Source organism: Actinokineospora auranticolor (assembly GCF_002934265.1).
Classification (GTDB): Bacteria; Actinomycetota; Actinomycetes; order Mycobacteriales; family Pseudonocardiaceae; genus Actinokineospora; species Actinokineospora auranticolor.
Genome location: NZ_PTIX01000001.1, coordinates 382702 through 401564, shown reverse-complemented (window position 1 = coordinate 401564; position 18863 = coordinate 382702). Strand labels below are relative to the sequence as shown.

The following is an 18863-nucleotide window of genomic DNA, read 5'->3' as shown; positions in this document are numbered from 1 at the left end:
CGAAATCCAGCCCACCCCGTCGGAAAGCATGAGTGGCACGCGGTTCCTCCGCCTCGACCACCACGATGCCCGCACCACCAGACAAGCGCCGGTCCTCCGTCCCCGAACTCATCCGCGCACCTTCTCCCCCACCCAGCGGGCCAGTTCGAGGGGGCTCAGGGCGGCCACCGGCATGCCCGCGGCGGCCAGGGCCTGGGCGGTGGCCGCGTTGTAGCGGGCGGTGCCGGTGTCGTCGAGGCTGGCGCAGCCGAGGGTGGTGATGCCCGCCGCCACTAGTTCGCGGGTTTCGGCGAGCAGGGGGGCGACCGGGCCACCTTCCTCGAAGTCGCTGACCACCGCGACCAGGGTCCGTTCGGGGACGGTGACCAGGGTGCGGGCGTGGCGCAGGGCGCCCGCGATGTCGGTGCCGCCGCCGACGCGGACCTCCAGCAGCAGCGACAGCGGGTCGGCGACGTGGTCGGTGAGGTCGATGACCTCGGTGGAGAACGCGAGGAAGTGCGTGGTCAGCGCGGGGACGCCGGCGAAGATGGCGGCGGTCAGCGCGGACCAGACCGTCGAGGACTCCATCGACCCGGAGACGTCGACCACCAGGACGACGCGCCAGTCGCTGGAGCGGCGGGCGCGGGTGCGGAAGACGGGTCGGTCCGGCAGCACGATCACCCGACCGTCCGGTTGCCTGCGGGCGGTGGCGAGGTTCGCGCGCAGGGTGCGGCGCAGGTCGAGGCCGCCGCCCGGGCGCCTGCTGGGCAACGGTGTGGTGATGCCGGTCAGCGCCGGGCGCAGGCGGACGGCGAGTTCCGCGGTCAGCTCGCGCACGATCCGCTCGACGAGCGGCCGCAGCTTGGCCAGCGCCGACTCAGACAGGCCACCCGCCAGCGACAGCACGGCCCGCAGCAGGTCGACCGACGGCCGCACCGCCTCCGGGTCGAGGTGCAGCGCCGCGTCGATCCGGCCATCGTCGACCGCGGCGGCCAACACCTCCTCGCGGACGCGGTCGTCGAACAGCGCGGCGAGTTCTTCCGACCAGTCACGAGTGTCCGGAAAGGACAGCCCGCGACCGCCCCCGATCCCTGCACTGGCGGCACCTTCCCCGGTTCCCGCGCCGTACAGCTCGTCCAGCGCGGCGGCGTAGCGCCGGGACCGGCCGTCGAGCTGGTCGTCGCGCGAGCCCAGCACCAGCCGCCACCGCACGGCGGGCGCGATGTCCGATGTGGACTGTGGAGGCGTCGGCGATCCGGGCACGGCAAGGGTGTCGGTGAGCGCGGGCGCCTGGAGTCCGTGGGCCGCGAGCGTGGCCAGGGCGTCGCGCTCGGCCTCCAGCCACAGCGCGAGCACCCGCGGGTCGTGGGTCACGGTCGGGTCGACGCGGGTGCCGGTGTGGTGTTCGACGACGTCGGCGATTCGCCTGCGCGGGATGGGGCCGACGGTGCCGAACGCGCCGCGCAGCGCGGGGAGGCGGTCGAGGAAGTCGCGGTCGGTCACCGCGATCACGCGGTCGACCAGCGGGGTGATGGCCTCCGGGGTCTCCAGCAGCGGACCGGCCGCGGCCAGCGCACCGGTGAGGTAACCGCGCAGGGCCTGGCGACCGGGCGTCGTAGTGGCGGTGTCCAGCAGGGACGCGGCGCGCGCGCCGAACTCGGCCGGGGGCAGCAGGCCGAGGAGCACGCGGGTGGCACCGGCGGCACCGGCGATGAGCGGCGCGCCCCGTTCCGCGAGGTCGCGCAGGGCCGCCGCGAGGCGCAGTCCGGTGCCGTGGGTGTCGTGCCGCTGGCCGAGTTCGACCAGCGACCGGGCGTCGTCGCGGCTCTCGGACCCGGCGAGCGCCTCGACCTGCGCGACGGCGGCGGTTTCCAGCCGGACGGTCAGGTCGTCGTCGACGAGGGTGGCGCCAACTCCGGGCAGGTGGCCCGCGCGCAGGCGATCGAGCAGGTCGAGGGCGGCCAGCAGGTCGGGCAGGCTCGCCGACGTCGGCAGCACGGTCGCGGCGTCGGCCAGTACCTCGGCGACCAGGTCGGGGAAGCCGCAGCGGGCCGCGGCGGCGAGGTCGGCGATGACGTCGCGCGCGGTGTGCCCGTCGCGCTCGGCCCGCCGCGCCCGCAGTCGCCCGGCGGCGGCCAGCGGCAGGGTGGGGCCCCAGAGGCCCGCGACCGGCAGGGTGGCGGCGGTGGCCGGTGTCCACGCGGCGGTCCAGCGGGTGGTGATGGCGTCGCCGCCGCCGACGCCGGTGGTGGCGGTCGGTTCGGCGTAGGGGATGTTGAGCAGCACGAACCGCTGCAGCGTCACCTCGCGTTCCGCGTCGAGGTCGGAGCGCAGCGGGTCGAGGCGCAGATCGGCCGGGTCGCGGCTGCCCGGGCCCGGCAACCGCACCCGGTGGAGCAGTTCCTCCACCGACGGCGCCAACCCCGACCGGGGCGTCCCCGGCGCGAGTCCGCCGGTTCGCTTGCCGACCAGCACTTCCCCGGCCGCCTTGGCGACGACCCGGCCGCGGCCGAGGGGTTCGGCGTGGGTGAGGACGGTCTGCACGGCCTCGACCACCTCACCGCGTCCGGGCGCGGGCAGCCCCCGCAGCCGCGCGAGGTCGACGGCCAACCGCAACGCTTCCCGTGCCTCCCCCGGGCCTGCCGGGTGGCCGAACTCGCGGACCTTGGCACAGATCCGCACGATGACCGCGGCAGCCGCGGCCTCCACGGCCGCGGGATCCCCGTCCGCCTGCAACACGGCCTGCTGCCACTCGGGGTCGCGAATGCCCGCCGGGTAGCCGGAACGCGCGTCCAGCATCGAAAAGGCATACGGGACAAGGGAAGTCACGATGTCCGAGCCGTTCGCCACCGCCTCCACTTCCGCGGCGGGCTGGAGCAGCGCGGCGGCGTGGTAGGAGCCGATGACCGCGGCCGTGCGGCGCCCGGCGTGCTCGGCGATGACCCGCCGCATCCACGCCTCACGCCGCTCGTCGAACGCACTGACCCGACCATCCGCGCGCAGCGCCCACCCGACGTAGAGCGCCGCCCGCCGAATCGCCTCCGGTGTCTGCCCCGGCGCGGCGGCCTCCACCAGCCGATCCCAGAGGTCTTCCTCGTCGCGCCCGGTCATCTTGCCGCGCAAGGCATCCGCCAACGGCGTGGCTGTCGACTCCGGCTCTCCCCGGTCGGCGCCGTGCAACGCCAAGGGGAGATCACACGTCCGCACCTCCACCCCGGCCGCGAAGGCCCACCGAATCGCCGCCAACTCCGGCGAGAAATCGGCGAACGGGTAGAACGCGAGCCCACTCCCGTCCCGCGCCACCCCCGACAACGCCACCGGCGCCGCCAACCCGGGATCGGCCAGGTGCGGCAACCACTCCCCCAACTCCTCGGGCAACTCGACCAACAACACCTCGGGCTCCACCGCCCCCAACAAGGCAGGCACCACCTGAGCCACCGCAGGCGAATGATGCCGAACCCCAATCAGGAACGGTTCCCGGTGCGCCACCACCCGGTCCACCGTCGAGATGTCCGTCTCGGCCTTCACGCCCCAGCCCCCAACCCCACCGACCCACCGGTCAGACGGCCTGCCATGTCCCAACTCGACCGGCCCGGAGCCGCGCCGAGCACTGGCCCTCGACCGGAGACCACCCCGCACCCCGCACGTCCACGCCGACCGACCCGCACCGCACGCGCGGCCGACCGCTCCAGCCCGGCCGCCCTGCCCGCGCCGAACCTCATGCCTCGGTCACCCCGCCCGCCGGAAAGCCCATCAAGCCTCGACGAGACCGGCTCAGCCGACTCCGCTCGGCCGCCACTCGGTCCGCGACGCGCCCACCCGGTGACGGGTTGGGTGAGCGTGGGCCCGGTCGGCACCTGTGCGGGTTGTTGGCAGAAGACGGTGGCCTCGCCGGTGAGATCGGAGGTCGGCGGGGTTCCCCACTCGGGGAACCGTTGCTCGGTGCGCCCATCCGCGAGGGCGATCCGGCACACCTGCTTGGTGACCGGCGCCTGCCCGAGCGGTCGGAACAGGCCCGTGTCGTCGCCCGCGCGCCACCTCGCGCCCTGGCCGGTCGCACCGCCAGACGAGCGGTGTGCCGCCGCGGCTGCCGAATTGTCCACTTCGGACAACCCGGCAGCCGGTGCGGGGTCAGGCTTCGAGGACATCGCGGAGGTCCCAGAGGCGGCGCCAGGTGTGGGTGCCCGCTTCGGCGCGGCGGCGGACCGTGCTGTCCCAGTAGGCCAACAGGCGGGCCGCGTCGGTGGGGTCGTCTTTGCGGACGACGCCGAGGAGGTGGCCCGGCAGCAGGGACAGGGGGTCGCGGTCGGCGGTGAAGTACGCGTTGGCCAGGCCGAGGGAGGTCGCGACGGAGACGGCTTCGGCGGTGCTCATCACCGTCGTCGGCCGCTCGACCGCCCAGCCCTCCACCGACACCCCGCCGCGCAGGTCGCGGAACGCGGTGACCAGGACCTCCAGCACCACGTCGTCGATGGCGAACGGGGCCGCGGCCCGCTCCAGCGCCGCCGTGGCCTGCCTGCGGACCAGCGCCGTCTCGGCGGCCAGGTCGCCGATGGGGCCGACGGCCTCGAAGTTGAAGCGGCGCTTCAAGGCCGCCGACATCTCCGACACGCCGCGGTCGCGCAGGTTGGCCGTGGCGATCACGGTGAAGCCCGGGGCCGCGTGCACGGTGGCGTCGTCGGTGCCGGACAGCTCCGGTACCGCGATCCGCCGGTCGGACAGGATCGACACCAGCGCGTCCTGCACCTCCGGCAGGCAGCGCGTGACCTCCTCGACGCGCACGACCCCGCCGGTGCGCATCGCGGTGAGCACGGGCGAGGACACCAGCGCCCGCGGGCTCGGGCCTTCGGCGAGCAGCAGCGCGTAGTTCCAGCCGTAGCGGAGCTGGTCCTCGGTGGTGCCCGCGGTGCCCTGCACGACGAGCTGGCTGCTGCCCGACACCGCCGCCGCCAGCAGCTCCGACAGCATCGACTTCGCCGTACCGGGCTCGCCGACCAGCAGCAGCCCGCGCTCCCCCGCCAGGGTGATCACGGCCCGCTCGACCAGCGCCCGCTCGCCGACGAACTTCGGGCTGATCGCCAGCCGCGCGGGCAGACCGTCCACCGGGGACGGCAGGGCCAGCGCGTCGCTGCCCACGACGAACGTGACCACCGCGCGCGGCGTGAGCCGCCACCCCGGCGGCCGGGGCCCGTCGTCGTACGCGGCCAGGAACGCCAACTCGTCGCGGTACGCGTCCTCCGCCGGGTCGACCTGCCGACCCGGTGCCTGCTTGACCGTCATCGCTTCCGCCCCGTCTCCAGCTTCTCGTACGCGGGCGCGTCGCCGTCGAGGACCCGCCGCCAGGCGCGCGTGAACAGCTCGGCGACGGGTTCCCGGGCGACGACCATGATCATCGGGTGCGCCTCGAAGCCGAACATGGTGGTCTTCCACGTCTCCAGGGGCAGGTGCGGGGCGGACAGCGCGAGCCAGCCGCCGGGCAGGAACAGCGACCGTCCTGCCCGGGCCCGCTTGGCGCTGATCACCAGGTCGGACTCGGCCAGGGCGGCGCGGGCCTTGCGCAGCCGCGCGGGCTTCCACCCGGTCCAGCGGGCGACGTTGGCGTCCGTCGGGTCGGGCAGCGCCAGCAGTTGCAGGTACAGCGCGGCGGCGTCCGGGTCGAGCCCGTGCCGCGCGGCGACCTCCTCGACCAGGTGCGGCACCGACCGCGTCGGGTCCTGGTGGTAGATGTCGGCCTCGGCGAGCGGTTCCACCGCGCAGGCCGCCGTCAGCCCGTCGGAGGCCAGCAGCGCCAGGGTCTCCTCGATGGTGTGCGAGTGGGTCACCTCCATGACCGCGGACAGCAGGTCGCCGTCGTGCGGGCCGATGCGCGCGGGCCAGAGGTAGAACCGCTGGTGGTGGCCGTCGAAGTAGGTGCCGAGCCAGTCGCGGTACTTGGCGTTGCCCACCTCGGTGCGCGGCTCCAGGCCCAGCGCCTGGACCTCCTCCGGGTCGAGCCAGCCGCCGACGTCGATCGCGAAGTCCGGGTGCGCGACCCGTTGCCTGGCCAGCGCCAGCGCCTCGCCGAGCGCGGCCCGGTGCGGCGACCCGGCGGGCAGCCGCTGGGCGAGCCACAGCAGGACGACGGCCACCGCGTACAGGTCCGACTCGTCGAAGCCGCCCTTGTGCTTGGCGACGAGCCTGCGGTCCTCCAGCCGGTACTCGGCGTCGGTGGTCAACCACTCGCAGGCGGTCGGGCTGAGCACGGCGGTGACGTACGCCGCCGAACCCCGCACCGGGACCAGCTTCGCGGCGTCGAGGAGCACGCTGTCCTCGACCGGGGTCACGGCGCCGAACCGCTCGGTCCACACCGCGGCCACCGCGGTCGTGTCCGGCCCCGTGGTCCACAGCGCCTCCGGGTCGACGGGTGCCGCCGCGGCGGTCAGCGCCCGGCGCAGCGGGTCGTTCAGCTGGCGCATGCGCTCCTTGGCCGCCTTGGCACCGGTCTGCGACAGACCCAGCACGGCGCGGTCCGCGGTGCTGATGAACGACGCGCCCCACCGCGAGAGCCCCGGAGTGCCCGCGAGCAGGTACGCGGCGTCGGCGGTGCTCATGCCGGTGCGCGCGACCAGGTCGGCCACGGCCTCGGGCCGCCACTGGGCCGGGCCCCGCTCGGCCAGCAGGTCGAGGAACCGGGTGACCCAGGCGCCGTCGATCCGGTCGGACAGGTCGTAGTGGTGGTTGAGCGTCCAGTCGCCGGTCGCGGCGAAGACCCCCGCTGTCCGGGTGTATTGCAAGCCCGTGCCGGTTCGGCCAGGGCCCCACCAGCTCCCCGCGAGCGAGGTGAAGAAGCCGTCGGCCACCGGGACGAGCTGGAAGCGGCGGGCCGGGCGTTCCTTCGGCGACTGGACGACGACCACGCGCCAGTGGCCCGCGCCGTCGAGCAGGCCGCTGTCCGCGGTCCACCGCAGCACCTCGGCCAGCGCGGCGCGCTCGGTGTCCGGGGTGAGCGGTGACGCGGCGCGCGCGGCGACCGCGCCGAGGTGCGGCACCAGGTCGACCCAGCGCTCGGCGCTGTCGCACTCGGGCAGGTCCTCGGCGGGCAGGTCGGCCCCGCCCGCCGTGCGCTCGCCCGCCGACCGCAGCGCGGCGAGGAGCGCGGGCAGCGTGGACCGGGCCTGGGAGCCGTCGTCGTTGCGCCCCGCGCGCACCCAGTCGAGCGCGAGTTTGACCTCGCCCTCGGTGACCGCCGTGCCGCTGGCCGCGGCCGGGGTTGTCACGTGCTCGGCGGCGGCGCCCAACTCGGCGAACTCCCGCACGGCGAGCCCGAGCCAGGCCGCGCGGCGCACGACGCCGACCACGCCTGCCAGCAGCGCCGGGTGGGTGAGGCCGGGTAGCGCGGCCAGCACCGCCTTGTCGAGCGCGGTGTAGTCGCCGCGCTGCAACCGGTCGTAGGTGACCTGGTTGACGTCGGTGTCGCGGTCCAGGTCGCGCCAGTCCAGCCTGCCGTCCGGCGCGGGCATCTCGGCCGTCGCGGCCTCGACCATCTCCCGGGCCGACTCCAGGCTGACCGCGCGCAGGGCGGCCGACCCGGCCTCGTCACGCGGCCGCAGCGCGTGCCACCACGCGGACGACAGCATCAGCGGGGTGCCCGCGGCGAAGTCGTCGTGGCTGCCGGACGCGCTCAGCTCGGCTACGGACACGCCGTCGGCGTCGAGCAGGTGCGGGCCGGAGTAGTGCTCGGCGATGGTGAGCCGGGCGCCGGGCACGTCCACCATCCCGACCACGACCTGGGCGGCCGTCGCCCGGCGGCCGTCGATGCCCTCACCGGTCCAGGTGCCGTCCGCCTCCTGGCGGACCCGCCAGCCGTGCAGCCCACCCGCCGCGCCCAGCGGGCTGGCCTCGGTGCCGGGGGTGGTGGGGCGCAGGTCGCAGTTGCGCAGGTCCAGGGTGGCGCCGTCGGCGGCGAAGTCGTCGAGGAACGCGGGGACGCCCGCGCGGCCCTTCTCGCCGGTGGCCGGGTCGATCTCGTGCCAGACCCAGGACCCGCCGGACGACGTGCTGCGGTACTCGCCCGACCACACCGACTGGCCGTCGCCGTGCGCGGTGCGCGGCACGGGAACGGCGGTGTCACCGGGGTGCACGACCCGGCTGCCGGTGAACCGGCCGCCGTCGGGCATCGGGATCGACGGGTGGAACTCGCGCACCTGCCACGGGTTGCCGCCGCCGAGTTCGTGGTGGCGGCGCGGGTCGCCGCTCCAGTAGCCGTACCGCTCGTCCTCGCCGAACCAGCTGACCAGCAGCGTGCCGTCGTACCAGGCCACACCGAGGTCGTTGTGCCAGTGGTGGCGCAGCTTCGCGGGCACCTGGGCGTGGTGCTCGGCCAGCACGCCCTCCGGGCCGACCACGACGAAGTGGTCCTTGACGCCCAGCACCAGCGCGGGCCAGCCCTCACCGCGCACGGCGAGGTCCTCGCGCGCCTTGGCGGGGAAGCGGGACACCGCCTCCTCCAGCGCGGGCCAGCCCAGCTCGTCGAACAACCCGGCGCGCAGGGTGCGGCGCAGCGCGGCGGCGACGTCGACGCCTGCCACGTCGACGGCGGCACCGGGTTGGTCGACGAACACCTCGGGCAGCCGGACCACGGCCAGCTCGCGCAGGTTGCGGCCGAGGTCGACCAGGCTCGCGCCGCCGCCCGCCGCGGCGAACGCGCCCGCGTGGGTGGTGAGCCAGGCGTTGAGCGCGGTGCGCAGCCCGGGCACGGCGAGGACCTCGCGCACCGTCTCGGGGCGGGCCAGGTTGTCGTCACCGGACTGGCTGAACAGGTGGCGGACCACGCCCTCGCCGAGCACGGCGGGCTCGTGCGCGGCCAGCGCGACGAGGTCGCGGCGGCCGGGACCGGGGTCGGCGAGCCAGTCGTCGACATCGGGGTTGCGGTAGTCGTGCTCGGGGTCGGCGATCGGGATGCCGTGGTGGTAGAGCAGGTCCGTCAGGTCGATCTCGCGGTCCCGCCAGCGGCCCGGGCCGGACACCGGGGCGGCGTCGGCGGTCAGCCGGTCGACCATGGCGGTGACCAGGTCGAGCAGCCCGGACGAGCGCGGGACCCGGCCCCAGCCGCTGTTGCGGGTGGTGATCACGGCCGAGAGCCACGCGGCGGGCGTGGTCCTGACCGCCGGGTCGACCGGGCCGGTCAGCGCGGCGGTGGCGCCGCTGGAGCCGAGGATGTCGAGCCACAGGTCGAGCGCGCCGGTCTGGACCGGGACGAACTCCAGCAGCCGGGCGCGCAGCTCCGCGTCCGCGGTGGCCATGGCGATGAGCACGGCGCGGTAGGACTTCCAGAACGTGCCCGCAGCCCGGCCGATGGCCGACGCGTCGAGCACGCCGCGCAGGGTGCGCTCGTCCTCGGCGCGCGCGTCCCGACCGGCGGCCTTGGCCAGCCTGCGCAGGTCTTCCGGCATGCCCGCGTGCGGCGGGAGCCCGCCGCGGACGCGTTCGACGCAGAGGGTGTGGAACTGCTCGTACGCCTCCTCGGCCGGGTACCGGCGGGCCAGGTCCTTGGCGTACGCGGTGAGCGCCTTGGCCGAGAGGGCGCCCGCGAAGGCGAACTCCAGGAAGACCGCGCGCACCCGGTCCGGGTCCACGGCCAGGCCGTGCACCTCCTCGGCCTCGCGGGCCTTGCCGAACATGCTGGTGGCGTACGTGGTGTTGCCGTGGCGCAGGAAGATCCGGCCCGCCTCCTCGAAGAAGGTGGGCAGGAAGTGCGGTGCGGCGCGGCCGAGCATGTCGGCCAGCTCGGTGAAGCCCTCGCGGGCCGCGCCCGCCCGGGACTTCGCGACCCGGGCCAACCGCTCGATCTCCTTGACCAGGGCGAGCGCGTGGTGGGCGTTGGTCGGGTCGTGGATCAGCGCCCAGGCCGGGAAGCCCAGCGCCGCGCGCTTGGCGGTGCCGACCGGTTCGGTGCGGGTGGGGGCGTCGAAGCCCAGGTACTCGCAGGTGAGGTCCTCGGCCGCGCCGAGCACGGCGGGCACCAGCCGGACCACGACGCGGTCGTCGAGGCCGGGGTGCGCGTAGCGGCGGGCGACGAGGGTGTCGCGGTCGTCGCCGGGCAGGTCCGTCTCGGGCAGCACGGCACCGGCGGCGAGCAGGGCGTTGTCGGCGCTCACACTGTGGTTGCTCACGCGGCCACCTCCTCGACGACGCGGCCCGCGTACACGGAAGCGGCCATGCGCATGCCCTCCGACCAGGCGACCGGCCCGACCTCGGCGGGCGGGATGGTGGTGCCGTCGGCGCGGACCCAGCGCAGGTCGCCGGTCCAGGTCTCGCCCTCGGGGTAGTCGGCGCCGATCCAGAACCGGGCCTGCACGACCTCGCCGCCCTCGTACGCGGAGTAGACGGCGTCGCCGCCGCGCACCGGGTAGCCGAGCGCGCGGCAGCGGGCCATGGCGTGGTTGAGCTGCTCGAAGCGGCCGTCGGCGTAGTCGCTCACGTGGTCGCCCGCGGGGGGCTCGGCGGGGCGCGCGGAGGTCTGCCGGAACAGCTGCTGGGCGCGCTGCTCGACGCCCAGCTCGGCGGCGAACTCGCACAGGTCGTCGAGGTCGTCGAGGAGCACGGGGTGCGGGATGGAGACGGTCTCCGGGTGGCGCCAGACCGTGTCGCCGTCGAGGTTGACCAGGCCGACGCCGCGCTCGGGGTCGGCGTCGCGCAGGAAACCGGTCTCGGCACCGGCGGTGACGACGAGGTCGCGCAGCGCGTCGGACCAGGCGGTGTCGGGCCAGACCTCGGCGAGCAGGGTCGTGGGCACCGGTAAGGAGCGGACCAGCCAGTCGTCCACTGTGGAGAGGCACTCCGCGCGGTGCCGGTCGAGCCACTCCACCAGCTGGCGCAGCCGGACCACCTCCGGGTCCTCCTTGAGCGCCGCGGGCACGGCGCCGAGCACCTTGCCCTTGGCGTTGCGGCACTGCACGCGCCCGTTCTCCCCCACGCGCACCTGGTACCCGGCCGCGGCGTCGAGCCAGCCCACGGTCCCCTCCTGCCCCTTTGTCTCGGTGAACGAGCAGAAGGCTAGCGGGGTGGTCCGACAGTGCGCGGTGGTCCATCCACAGGCGACCCTTGACCTTGACACGGCGTGAGGGTCGAGGATGGGGGCATGACGTTCGACCCGCACGCCCTGCTCGCGTCGAGCCGCATCGGCGTCCTGGCCACCATCAAGGCGGACGGCCGCCCCCAACTGTCCCCGATCCAGCCGTACTACGACCGGGCGGCGGGGATCATCTACATCTCGGCCACGGACAAACGCGCCAAGACGGCCAACCTCCGCCGAGACCCACGCGCGGCCCTGGAGGTCACCAGCGCGAACGGCCTGTCCTGGGCCACCGCGGAGGGCACGGTGACGGTGACGGGCCCGGGCACCGACCCACACGGTCCGGAGGTGGAAGCCCTGGTCGACTACTACCGAGCGGCCGCGGGCGAGCACCCGGACTGGGCGGAGTACCGCGAGGTCATGGTCGCCGACCGCCGAGTCCTGCTGACCTTGGCGGTCGACCACGTCTACGGCCAGAAGCTCGACTGACGCCTATGTGGCAAACCGCAGCGCCTTCGCGGTAGACCGTGAGCCGTGCCCGTTGAGAACGCAGGCGAACTCGGCAGCTCACTCGCGGCGGGGTCGGCCAACTCAGCCGTCATTCTCAGCAGCGGCACGGTCGCATGACGTCCGTAGCGGCCAGGACAGCAGTCGGCGGGCACCTCAAGGCAACCATCGAAGAGGTCACGGAGGCGGCTCCACCGACCAGTCGAGCTACTCGGTGGGAGTGGCGCTGGCCCGGTGGCGGGCGAGGTAGCGGCGGCGCCAGAAGAAGAAGGTGGCGGCCAGGACGACGGCGGCGCCGATTGTGGTCAGTACCACCGCGGCGGTGGACCAGCCCTCGGCCGGTGGGGTCCGGTCGAAGCCGATGCCCTTCCGCTTCTCGTAGTCCGAGCCCGGCAACTTGTCCCCGTACCGGTGGTTGACCTGCTTCTGGTACTCGGCAAGCGGAATCAGGGCGCCGACCGGGTTCTGCGGCAGGCTCGCCTGCAACAGCACCACCCCAGTCGGCCGCAGCTCGTACCACCCGTTGATCTGGGGTTCGTTGAGCAGCACCGAGTCCGGTGACAGCCGCTTGCTCATCACGTCCTCGTCATCCCCCGAGAACACGCTGCCGACGACCCAGGTTCCCGGGGCGTCCGGGGTCGCGCGCAGCGTGGCGCGCGTGCCGTTGTCGGCCGTGGCGGTCACCGCGATGTACTGCAGCACGCCCGCCGGGGCGTCGGCGTCGCCGCGGACGAAGTCCGGGTTGAGGACGTAGGCGGCGACCCCGTGGTCGGCGACGGTCACCGACGCCGGGTCGGCGCCGGTGACCTGCCGGAAGTTGGTCTTCGCGAAGCCGATCGCCGACGGGTCCCGCGCGGCGTTCAGCGCGGCCGCGTACTCCGCCGAGGACGGGCGCGCCACCCCTTCGCGCGCGGAGGCCGCACCGCAGCAGAACACCGCGATCAACGTGACGATCGTCAGGGTGACCAGCTTCCGGCAGGTGTGCACCGTCGCCCCTTATCGCTTCGCGATGTTGACGACGGTGTCGTTCCAGCGGAACCGGGCGTTGGACCGGTACTGGGTGTACGCCCAGGTCTGGTACCGCTGGTACGAGGGCCACGGGTCGCCGACCATGATCGACTTGTTGGTCGCGTCGTACCCGTAGATCACGTTGGCGTGGCCGCCGCCGGAGGTCCAGTAGATGCCGGTGAGGTGCGGGATGCCGGAGTCGATCTGCTTCTGCACGGAGGCGAAGCTGATCGCGCCGCCCGCGTCCTGGGCGTTGAAGCCGGTGCCCTGGAACGCCCGCACGATCTCCGGGATCTCAGCGCCCTCGTTGCGGCAGTAGCCACCGGAGCCGCCCTTGCCCGCCGCGCAGAACGCGGCCTGCGAGACGGTGGCGCCGAGGGTCCGCTCGATGCTGGAGCCGGTCGCGGCCCAGCACCACTGGTCCTGCTGCTGCACCTGTTCGGTGAAGTTGAGCTTCTTCGCCGCCAAGGGGGCCGCGTCGAGCGGCGCCCGCACCGGCGTGACCTCCTTGACCTGGTAGTGGTCCACGGTCTTGATCAGGCCGTGCGGAAGGGCCGCCGGGTCACCGGTGGCCGCGTCCGCGGACGGCATGACGACCACCGCGCCCAACGCGGCGGCCACCGCCACCACGCCGGGCAGGCAGCGCCTGATGGATGTCCGATCCACGAGTGTTCTCCTTGCAGGGAAGGAAACGGGACAAACCCGCCGGTCACGGGCCGGGAACTGCGGACCGGCTCGCCCACTACCGTTGCGCGGGGTTTCCACGCGGAACAACGACAGTTCGTTCCCACCCGCCGACCTGTGATCGTTCACGCCGAGCACGCAGTCGGACACACCCCGTCCGCCAGCGGGAAAACCGCACCCGGGGCGACGAACCCGTTGCGGAACAAGAACATTCATCCACCATTCACCCGAGGTGAACACCACCGACTGGTGAATGGGGAACCCGACGGGCGACCGGAAACCGGAAAACCGGGATGAACCGCGCGTCAGCGAAGTCTAGTTGTGCGGGCAAGTGAACAGGGCGGGCCCGCGACTCGCCTTGCCCTCCACTGTGTCCGGTGTCAGATCAGGAACACCACCACGGAAACGACCTCCGCCGCGAGCGCCAACCCCGGAGCGGGGATGGCGCGAACCAGGTTTTCGACGCCGCGCAGGAGTGCCGCGGTCAATCGGTCGAGCACCGCGACGATCCACGCGACAGCGTCACTGTAGGCATAGGCGATGCGCGGAGGATGACGGTCGGGTTGGTTGATCGTCGAGCTGAGCGCGTATTCGGGGAACGTCAACAAGGCGCAGGCGATCAGCAACCCGCCGCACACGAACCGGTTCGTCAGGCGCAACGCCCCGAGCAGGGCGGGTTTGACGACGACGCAGGTGCCGGTGGTCAGCAGGAAGGTGGTGAGCAGCGCGGGACCATCGCTCACCGCACACCGGTTCGCTTGTCACCGAAGGACGCGGTGCCGAAGGACACGGACCTGGCCTCGTCGGTCCCCGTGAGCACCTTGTGGCTCGACTCGGCTAGCCACTTCAGCACGGACTGCAACTGCTCCTCCACCTGCCACCGTTCCAAGGCGTCGGACTCGAGCATCTTGGTGACGAAGTCGAACAACGCCGCCCGGCTGCTGTCCCGTTCGTCGGCGAGCTTCTCGACGACCGCGCCGATGTCTTCAGGCCGCATGGCGAGCTGGAGCGCGAACTGCTGGAAGTCACCCGCCGCGATGATCTCGCGGAACTGCTCCACCCGGCGCTGGACGGCGGCGTGCTCCAGCGAGGAGGCGTCCGGCGCGAAGCGGATGAACACCTCCACCCGCACCCCGTACTCGCCTCCCAACGGGCCGCTGCCCAACTCCTGCGTGGCGGCGTCCTCGGCGCGGTGTGCCTCGGCGATGTCGAACCCCCGGGTCACGGCCCGCAGCCGGGCGAGCAGCGCGGGCGCCACCATCTCGCGCAGGCGACGCACCCCGCTCGTGACGAGGAGCACCGGATCCACCACCTGGCAACGCAGATCGATGACCGCGCGGAAGGCGAACCGATCACCCCGGCTGGGGAGTTCGGCTTCGATGTGGGTCATGTGGGTCCCGGTGTCGACCTCGTACACCCGGCGCGCGCGCCGCCACAGCAGCTCCCCCTTCGTGGGTTGGCGTTCCGGCGGGAACAGCAGGTTCTCACCCGCGCGCGTCACGAACACCCGCGCCAAGCGCGCATCGATCGGTAGCCGCACGGCCAGAAGGTCCCGTTGGCTCAACGGCTGCTCCCGGACCACGGGCGTGAAGTCGTTGCCCGGTAAGCGAACCCCGTCGGCCGCGCTGGGCCGCGGGGATCGCGCCTTGCCGCGAGGGCGGTCCGTCCCCGGTCCGGACTCCCGCGGACGTGGTTCGCGCACCGGGGCGTCGTCATCGCGGTCGGTGTCGACCAAGCGGCGTGTCATGAGGCTTCCTGCTCCGTTCGGGTAGCGGTGATGGCTTGTTCGAGGGCGGTGGCGGTGACGTCGTCGAGCGGGTCGCACCAGTCGTGGCGCAGCCTGCTGATCACGTGCAGCAGCCGCCGGGTGTCGCTGTGGTCCCGCACGAGGTGCGGCAGGAAGTCGACGATCGGCACCAGGCACGCCGCGTCGTGCTCAACCGCGCGCAACCAGGTGCGCAGCAGGCTCGTCGCCACCACGTCACCGCGGCGTCCCCGCAACGCCCAGATGAGCAGTTCGACGATCAGGCCGGTGAGCGCGCCGTCCCGCGCACTCAGGACCAGCAACAGCGGCCACTGCGCGCGCCGGTTGCCGATGGTGTGATCGGTGCGGCCTGCCGAGCGGTCCAGGTAGGTGAGGTCGAATCCCCGGAGTCGCACCAGTTCGAGCACCGCCCGCAGCGCCAACTCGCGCAGGCTCTGCCGGTCGCCACCGCTCCACTCGGCCAGCTTGGCCAGCACCGGCTTGACCGCGCCGAACGCGAGCAGGTTCGCGAGGCTTCCCGCCGCGACCTCGACGAGCGCGGAGTCCTGCCAATCCTCCAGCACCGGGCGCAGTTCGGACGGCGTCCCCAACACCCGCAGCTCCTCGAGCGCACGGGAGATGTCCTGCTTCCCCAAGTCATAGCGGAGCGCCATGGCGGCGGTGTACCGGAGTGGCTCGGGACCCTGGCGGCGCCAGGAACGCAACCGCTCGTAGACGACGTCGGCTATCCGGGGGGACCGGGCGGCGTGATCGAGCGCGACCGCCGCGAACTGCCGTTCCCGCTCGTGTCCCCGACCTTCGGCCAACGCGCAAGGCAAGATCGTCTTCTCGAAGACCTTGACGAACGACAACGAGCAGAACAGCCCGGTCGCCTGCGCTGCCCGTACCCACACCATGGGGCGGCCGTCGGTTCCGAGGTCCTTGAGCCAAAGGAGTACGACATCATGCATGTTGTGGTGGTGCCGCCAGAGCCTGGCGAGCAACGTGATCGGGAACCGGTCGTCGGTGAACCGCGCGAAGCCCTCCCGGATGACCGCGACCCCGTAGGTCAGGCCGCCCTCGTACATGCGCCCACGGGAGGCGGGCAGCGTGATGGCGTGGTTGTCGACGACCAGCGCTCCCTTCTCCTTCTTGCCGGTCTCACCCGTCCGTTCCAACAGCAGCTTCGCGAGCCGGTTGCCCGCGTCCATCACCAGTTCGTACGGAGAGGAGTCGAACACCGCGAGCGCGATCCGGAAGGCGGTCATCCGCAGCAACTCCGCGCTGCGCGGTGACGAGGAGTCGGACAGGCAGGAGAACCACTCCGCCACCTGCTCCTGCAGCAGCTGCGCGGCCTTGGTCTCCACCTCCGGCAGGTCGATCTCGCCCCGGTGCCACTGGGCGACCAGCTTGGCCATCCGCGCGGTCTCCCAGGGCAGCGGCGCCGGACCTATGGCATCGCGCAGTCTCCGCTCGACGAACACCCGGTCCAGCAGCGGGTCGACGACATCCGGGCCCTCGGCCAACTCCGCGATCAAGTGGCTCCGCAGCAGGGAAGTCGTCTCCGGCGGTGGGCACACGATCGCGTAGCCACCCAGTACCTCGGAGACGTCGTCGGTGTCGTCCGGTGCATCGCGCGGCACCGAGGGATCGAACGCGGACACCTCCAAGTCGGCAGGAGCCGTCATGGCCTGATCCAGGTCACTATCGCCGCAGATCACCACCAGGTAAGCCGTCTGTTCGATGGCGATGTCGTGAACGCGGTCGAGTTCGAGTTCGGTCAAATCGGCCACAGCAGCGCGGGGGATCTCGGTGATGTACCCATCACCCGCTGTGAAGCTCTGCTCCGTCAAGGCGGACAGGCCCTTGCCGCTGTCGAAGCGGGAGACTTTCCCCGAGACCACCTCGTCCAGCAGGCGCAGCGCCGTGGTGGCGCGGCCGGTGTCCGGGCGCCCGTACAACACCAGGACGTTGCGCTCGCGCAACGTGGCCAGCATGCGCGAATACCCGCGAACCGGTGTGTAGCGAGCGCGTACCCAGTCCAGGACCTCTTTGCGCACCGAACCGGTACGGAAAGCGCGGCCACCGGAGGCGAAGGTGTAGTAGGTGTTGCGGTCGCCGATGTGCATGTCCTCCACGACCGAGTCGCGGATGAACGCCATGGGTCCGTCGGCGGTCAGCTTCCGCCCGCGCTCGTACGCCTCGCTGAACTGCTGTCTCTCCGGCTCATCCCTGGCCGCCGACGCCTGCTCGCCTTCCCTGCCCGCGCCGCCACCGTCTCCCTCTGGAGCGGCAGCGCTCGCCGCCTGCTGGTCGGCTGCGGGTGCCCCACCCTCGGTGGCGCCGTCGGAACTCATCGGGGGCCTCCCCCGGGCAGGTTGATGACGTTGCCGTAGTGGTTGTTGTTGACGACGTCCCCGATGCTCTGGTTGTCGATTCGGGAGTTGCCGCTGAGGATGATCGTGGGTGCGATGGTCATGGGTCCTCGCGCCTGGTCCGGGCGTGGCGGCACACGCTGGTCAGGCCCCGGCGGGATCGAGTAGCCCGGAACGCGGATCCAGCCACCGGTCCCGTCTTCGGCTGGTCGGTAAGCGCCGGTGTCGTAGCGGTTGACCATGCGGTAGAGCTCCTCGGCAACGGTGACGACGAGCGACTTCGACGCCGCGTTCCACAGCACGCGCAACGCCGTTTCCGATTCGGCCAGGGCGATGGCGCGGCGGCGGTCGGTGAACGCGGCACCCACGCGCACCCGGTGCGCCAACCGGCCGGAGAGCCGGTCGAGACCCACGCCCACGGCGTCCAGCGCTTCCGTTTCGGACGGCACCACGCACAGCAGCGCCCCGTCTGCGACGTCCACATCGATCCGCCGCCCGGCGAACGCCTCGGCGACCGGTTCGCGCAGCGCCTCCGGATCGCCTGCCTCCGGCATGAAGGCCAAGACGAGTTCACGGTTCGCGGACGTGGAGCCAGGCGCCTCGTCGGCGATCGGGCGCAGGCTCGGGTGATCAGTCAAGATCTTCTGCTGCATATCGAGGACCTCCCGGCTCGGCGGAGACGCGGTCACTTCGTCTCGGATTTCCCGGTGGGCGTGGTAGACGATGTTCGCTTCGTCTTGCCGACCGGTCAGGTACAGCGCACGCATCGCGAGGCAGGTGACCTCGGGCTTCTCCGGCGACTCGCGCGCCAGGCGCCGTACGAGGGCGAGGTGCTCCTCGGACTTGCCCAGCTCGATCGCGGTCCGCGCGAAGCGCAGTTCGGCGGCGAACCGTTCCTGCCTCATGGCTTGCCGCTGGGTCTCGACACGCAAGCCGGTGAGACCGCCCAGCGGTGCGCCTGCGGTGAGGTCCAACGCCTCCACCAGCAGCGGCCAAGCGCCGCGTACTCCTTCAGGGGAGGCCGAGCCGAATGATCGGGCGCTCCTGACCAACCGGGTGAAGCGGCGCTGGTCGACGCTGTCGTCCGGAACCAGCAGGTGGCACATGCCGCCCGAAGTGTCCAACTTCGCTCCGCGGCAGGCTTTTCCGAGATGCGTGCGCAGGTTCGAGTTGAACTTCGACAACTCGCCCGCGGAGCTGGCCGGGGGCGAATCGTCCCATACGCGATCGACGACCCCACCTCTCGGGATCCGACCCTCGAGGAGCAAAGCCGCCAACAGCCGGCGCTCCAACTGCCGCTCGGGGCCGACCCGAACGCCGTCGCGGAAGATCCCTACCTCGTCCCAGAGCCGGAAAATCGGTTCCGACTCCTTGGCGCCGGTCGAACCATGAGTCATTTCCAGCGGTCCTCCTTTCGGTTCCGGATCCGTCCCCACCTGGACACCCACCACCATGCCCACCTGACGGCGTTCCGCACCCATCAACCCACCCAGTCCCCCAATCCATGGTTGTC

At 72.6% G+C, this 18863-nt stretch carries 11 protein-coding genes; 1 reads left to right on the top strand and 10 read right to left on the bottom strand.

The window, feature by feature from the left end:
• Window positions 1-108 precede the first annotated feature (108 nt).
• The 4 genes from CLV40_RS01715 to CLV40_RS01700 all read right to left on the bottom strand — a co-directional run bounded on the left by CLV40_RS01715 (window position 109) and on the right by CLV40_RS01700 (window position 10972).
• Window positions 109-3405 (bottom strand): DUF5682 family protein, encoded by a 3297-nt coding sequence (locus CLV40_RS01715; RefSeq protein ID WP_245930949.1) that lies wholly within the window; start codon window positions 3403-3405, stop codon window positions 109-111.
• A 705-nt stretch (window positions 3406-4110) separates the two neighbouring features.
• A complete protein-coding gene (locus CLV40_RS01710; RefSeq protein WP_104476167.1) occupies window positions 4111-5259 on the bottom strand; it encodes an ATP-binding protein in 1149 nt (382 codons plus the stop codon).
• Window positions 5256-10130, bottom strand: a complete 4875-nt coding sequence (locus CLV40_RS37695) for a hypothetical protein (RefSeq protein ID WP_181043267.1) — start codon at window positions 10128-10130, stop codon at window positions 5256-5258. Before CLV40_RS37695 ends, CLV40_RS01710 begins: the two co-directional genes overlap by 4 nt.
• Window positions 10127-10972, bottom strand: a complete 846-nt coding sequence (locus CLV40_RS01700; protein WP_104476165.1) for a DUF4132 domain-containing protein — start codon at window positions 10970-10972, stop codon at window positions 10127-10129. The genes CLV40_RS37695 and CLV40_RS01700 overlap by 4 nt, the downstream gene beginning before the upstream one ends.
• 126 nt (window positions 10973-11098) lie before the next feature.
• Here CLV40_RS01700 and CLV40_RS01695 point away from each other — a divergent pair, with 126 nt between their 5' ends.
• Entirely contained in the window at window positions 11099-11521 is a 423-nt protein-coding gene (locus CLV40_RS01695) for a PPOX class F420-dependent oxidoreductase (RefSeq protein ID WP_104476163.1), read from the top strand.
• A 225-nt stretch (window positions 11522-11746) separates the two neighbouring features.
• On the opposite strand, the gene CLV40_RS01690 is transcribed toward CLV40_RS01695, so the two are convergent.
• From CLV40_RS01690 to CLV40_RS01665, 6 genes are all read right to left on the bottom strand, one after another.
• Window positions 11747-12526, bottom strand: coding sequence for a hypothetical protein (locus CLV40_RS01690; RefSeq protein WP_181043266.1), 780 nt, complete (start codon window positions 12524-12526; stop codon window positions 11747-11749).
• A 9-nt stretch (window positions 12527-12535) separates the two neighbouring features.
• Window positions 12536-13213, bottom strand: a complete 678-nt coding sequence (locus CLV40_RS01685; RefSeq protein ID WP_245930947.1) for a papain-like cysteine protease family protein — start codon at window positions 13211-13213, stop codon at window positions 12536-12538.
• A gap of 398 nt (window positions 13214-13611) precedes the next feature.
• Window positions 13612-13974: a hypothetical protein gene (locus CLV40_RS01680; protein ID WP_104476161.1), complete on the bottom strand. Its 363-nt coding sequence runs from the start codon at window positions 13972-13974 to the stop codon at window positions 13612-13614.
• Window positions 13971-14978, bottom strand: a complete 1008-nt coding sequence (locus CLV40_RS01675) for a hypothetical protein (RefSeq protein ID WP_104476160.1) — start codon at window positions 14976-14978, stop codon at window positions 13971-13973. The genes CLV40_RS01680 and CLV40_RS01675 overlap by 4 nt, the downstream gene beginning before the upstream one ends.
• Complete coding sequence (locus CLV40_RS01670) at window positions 14975-17332, bottom strand: hypothetical protein (RefSeq protein WP_104476158.1); 2358 nt, start codon at window positions 17330-17332, stop codon at window positions 14975-14977. The genes CLV40_RS01675 and CLV40_RS01670 overlap by 4 nt, the downstream gene beginning before the upstream one ends.
• Window positions 17329-18831, bottom strand: a complete 1503-nt coding sequence (locus tag CLV40_RS01665; protein WP_104476156.1) for an AfsR/SARP family transcriptional regulator — start codon at window positions 18829-18831, stop codon at window positions 17329-17331. Before CLV40_RS01665 ends, CLV40_RS01670 begins: the two co-directional genes overlap by 4 nt.
• Window positions 18832-18863 lie beyond the last annotated feature (32 nt).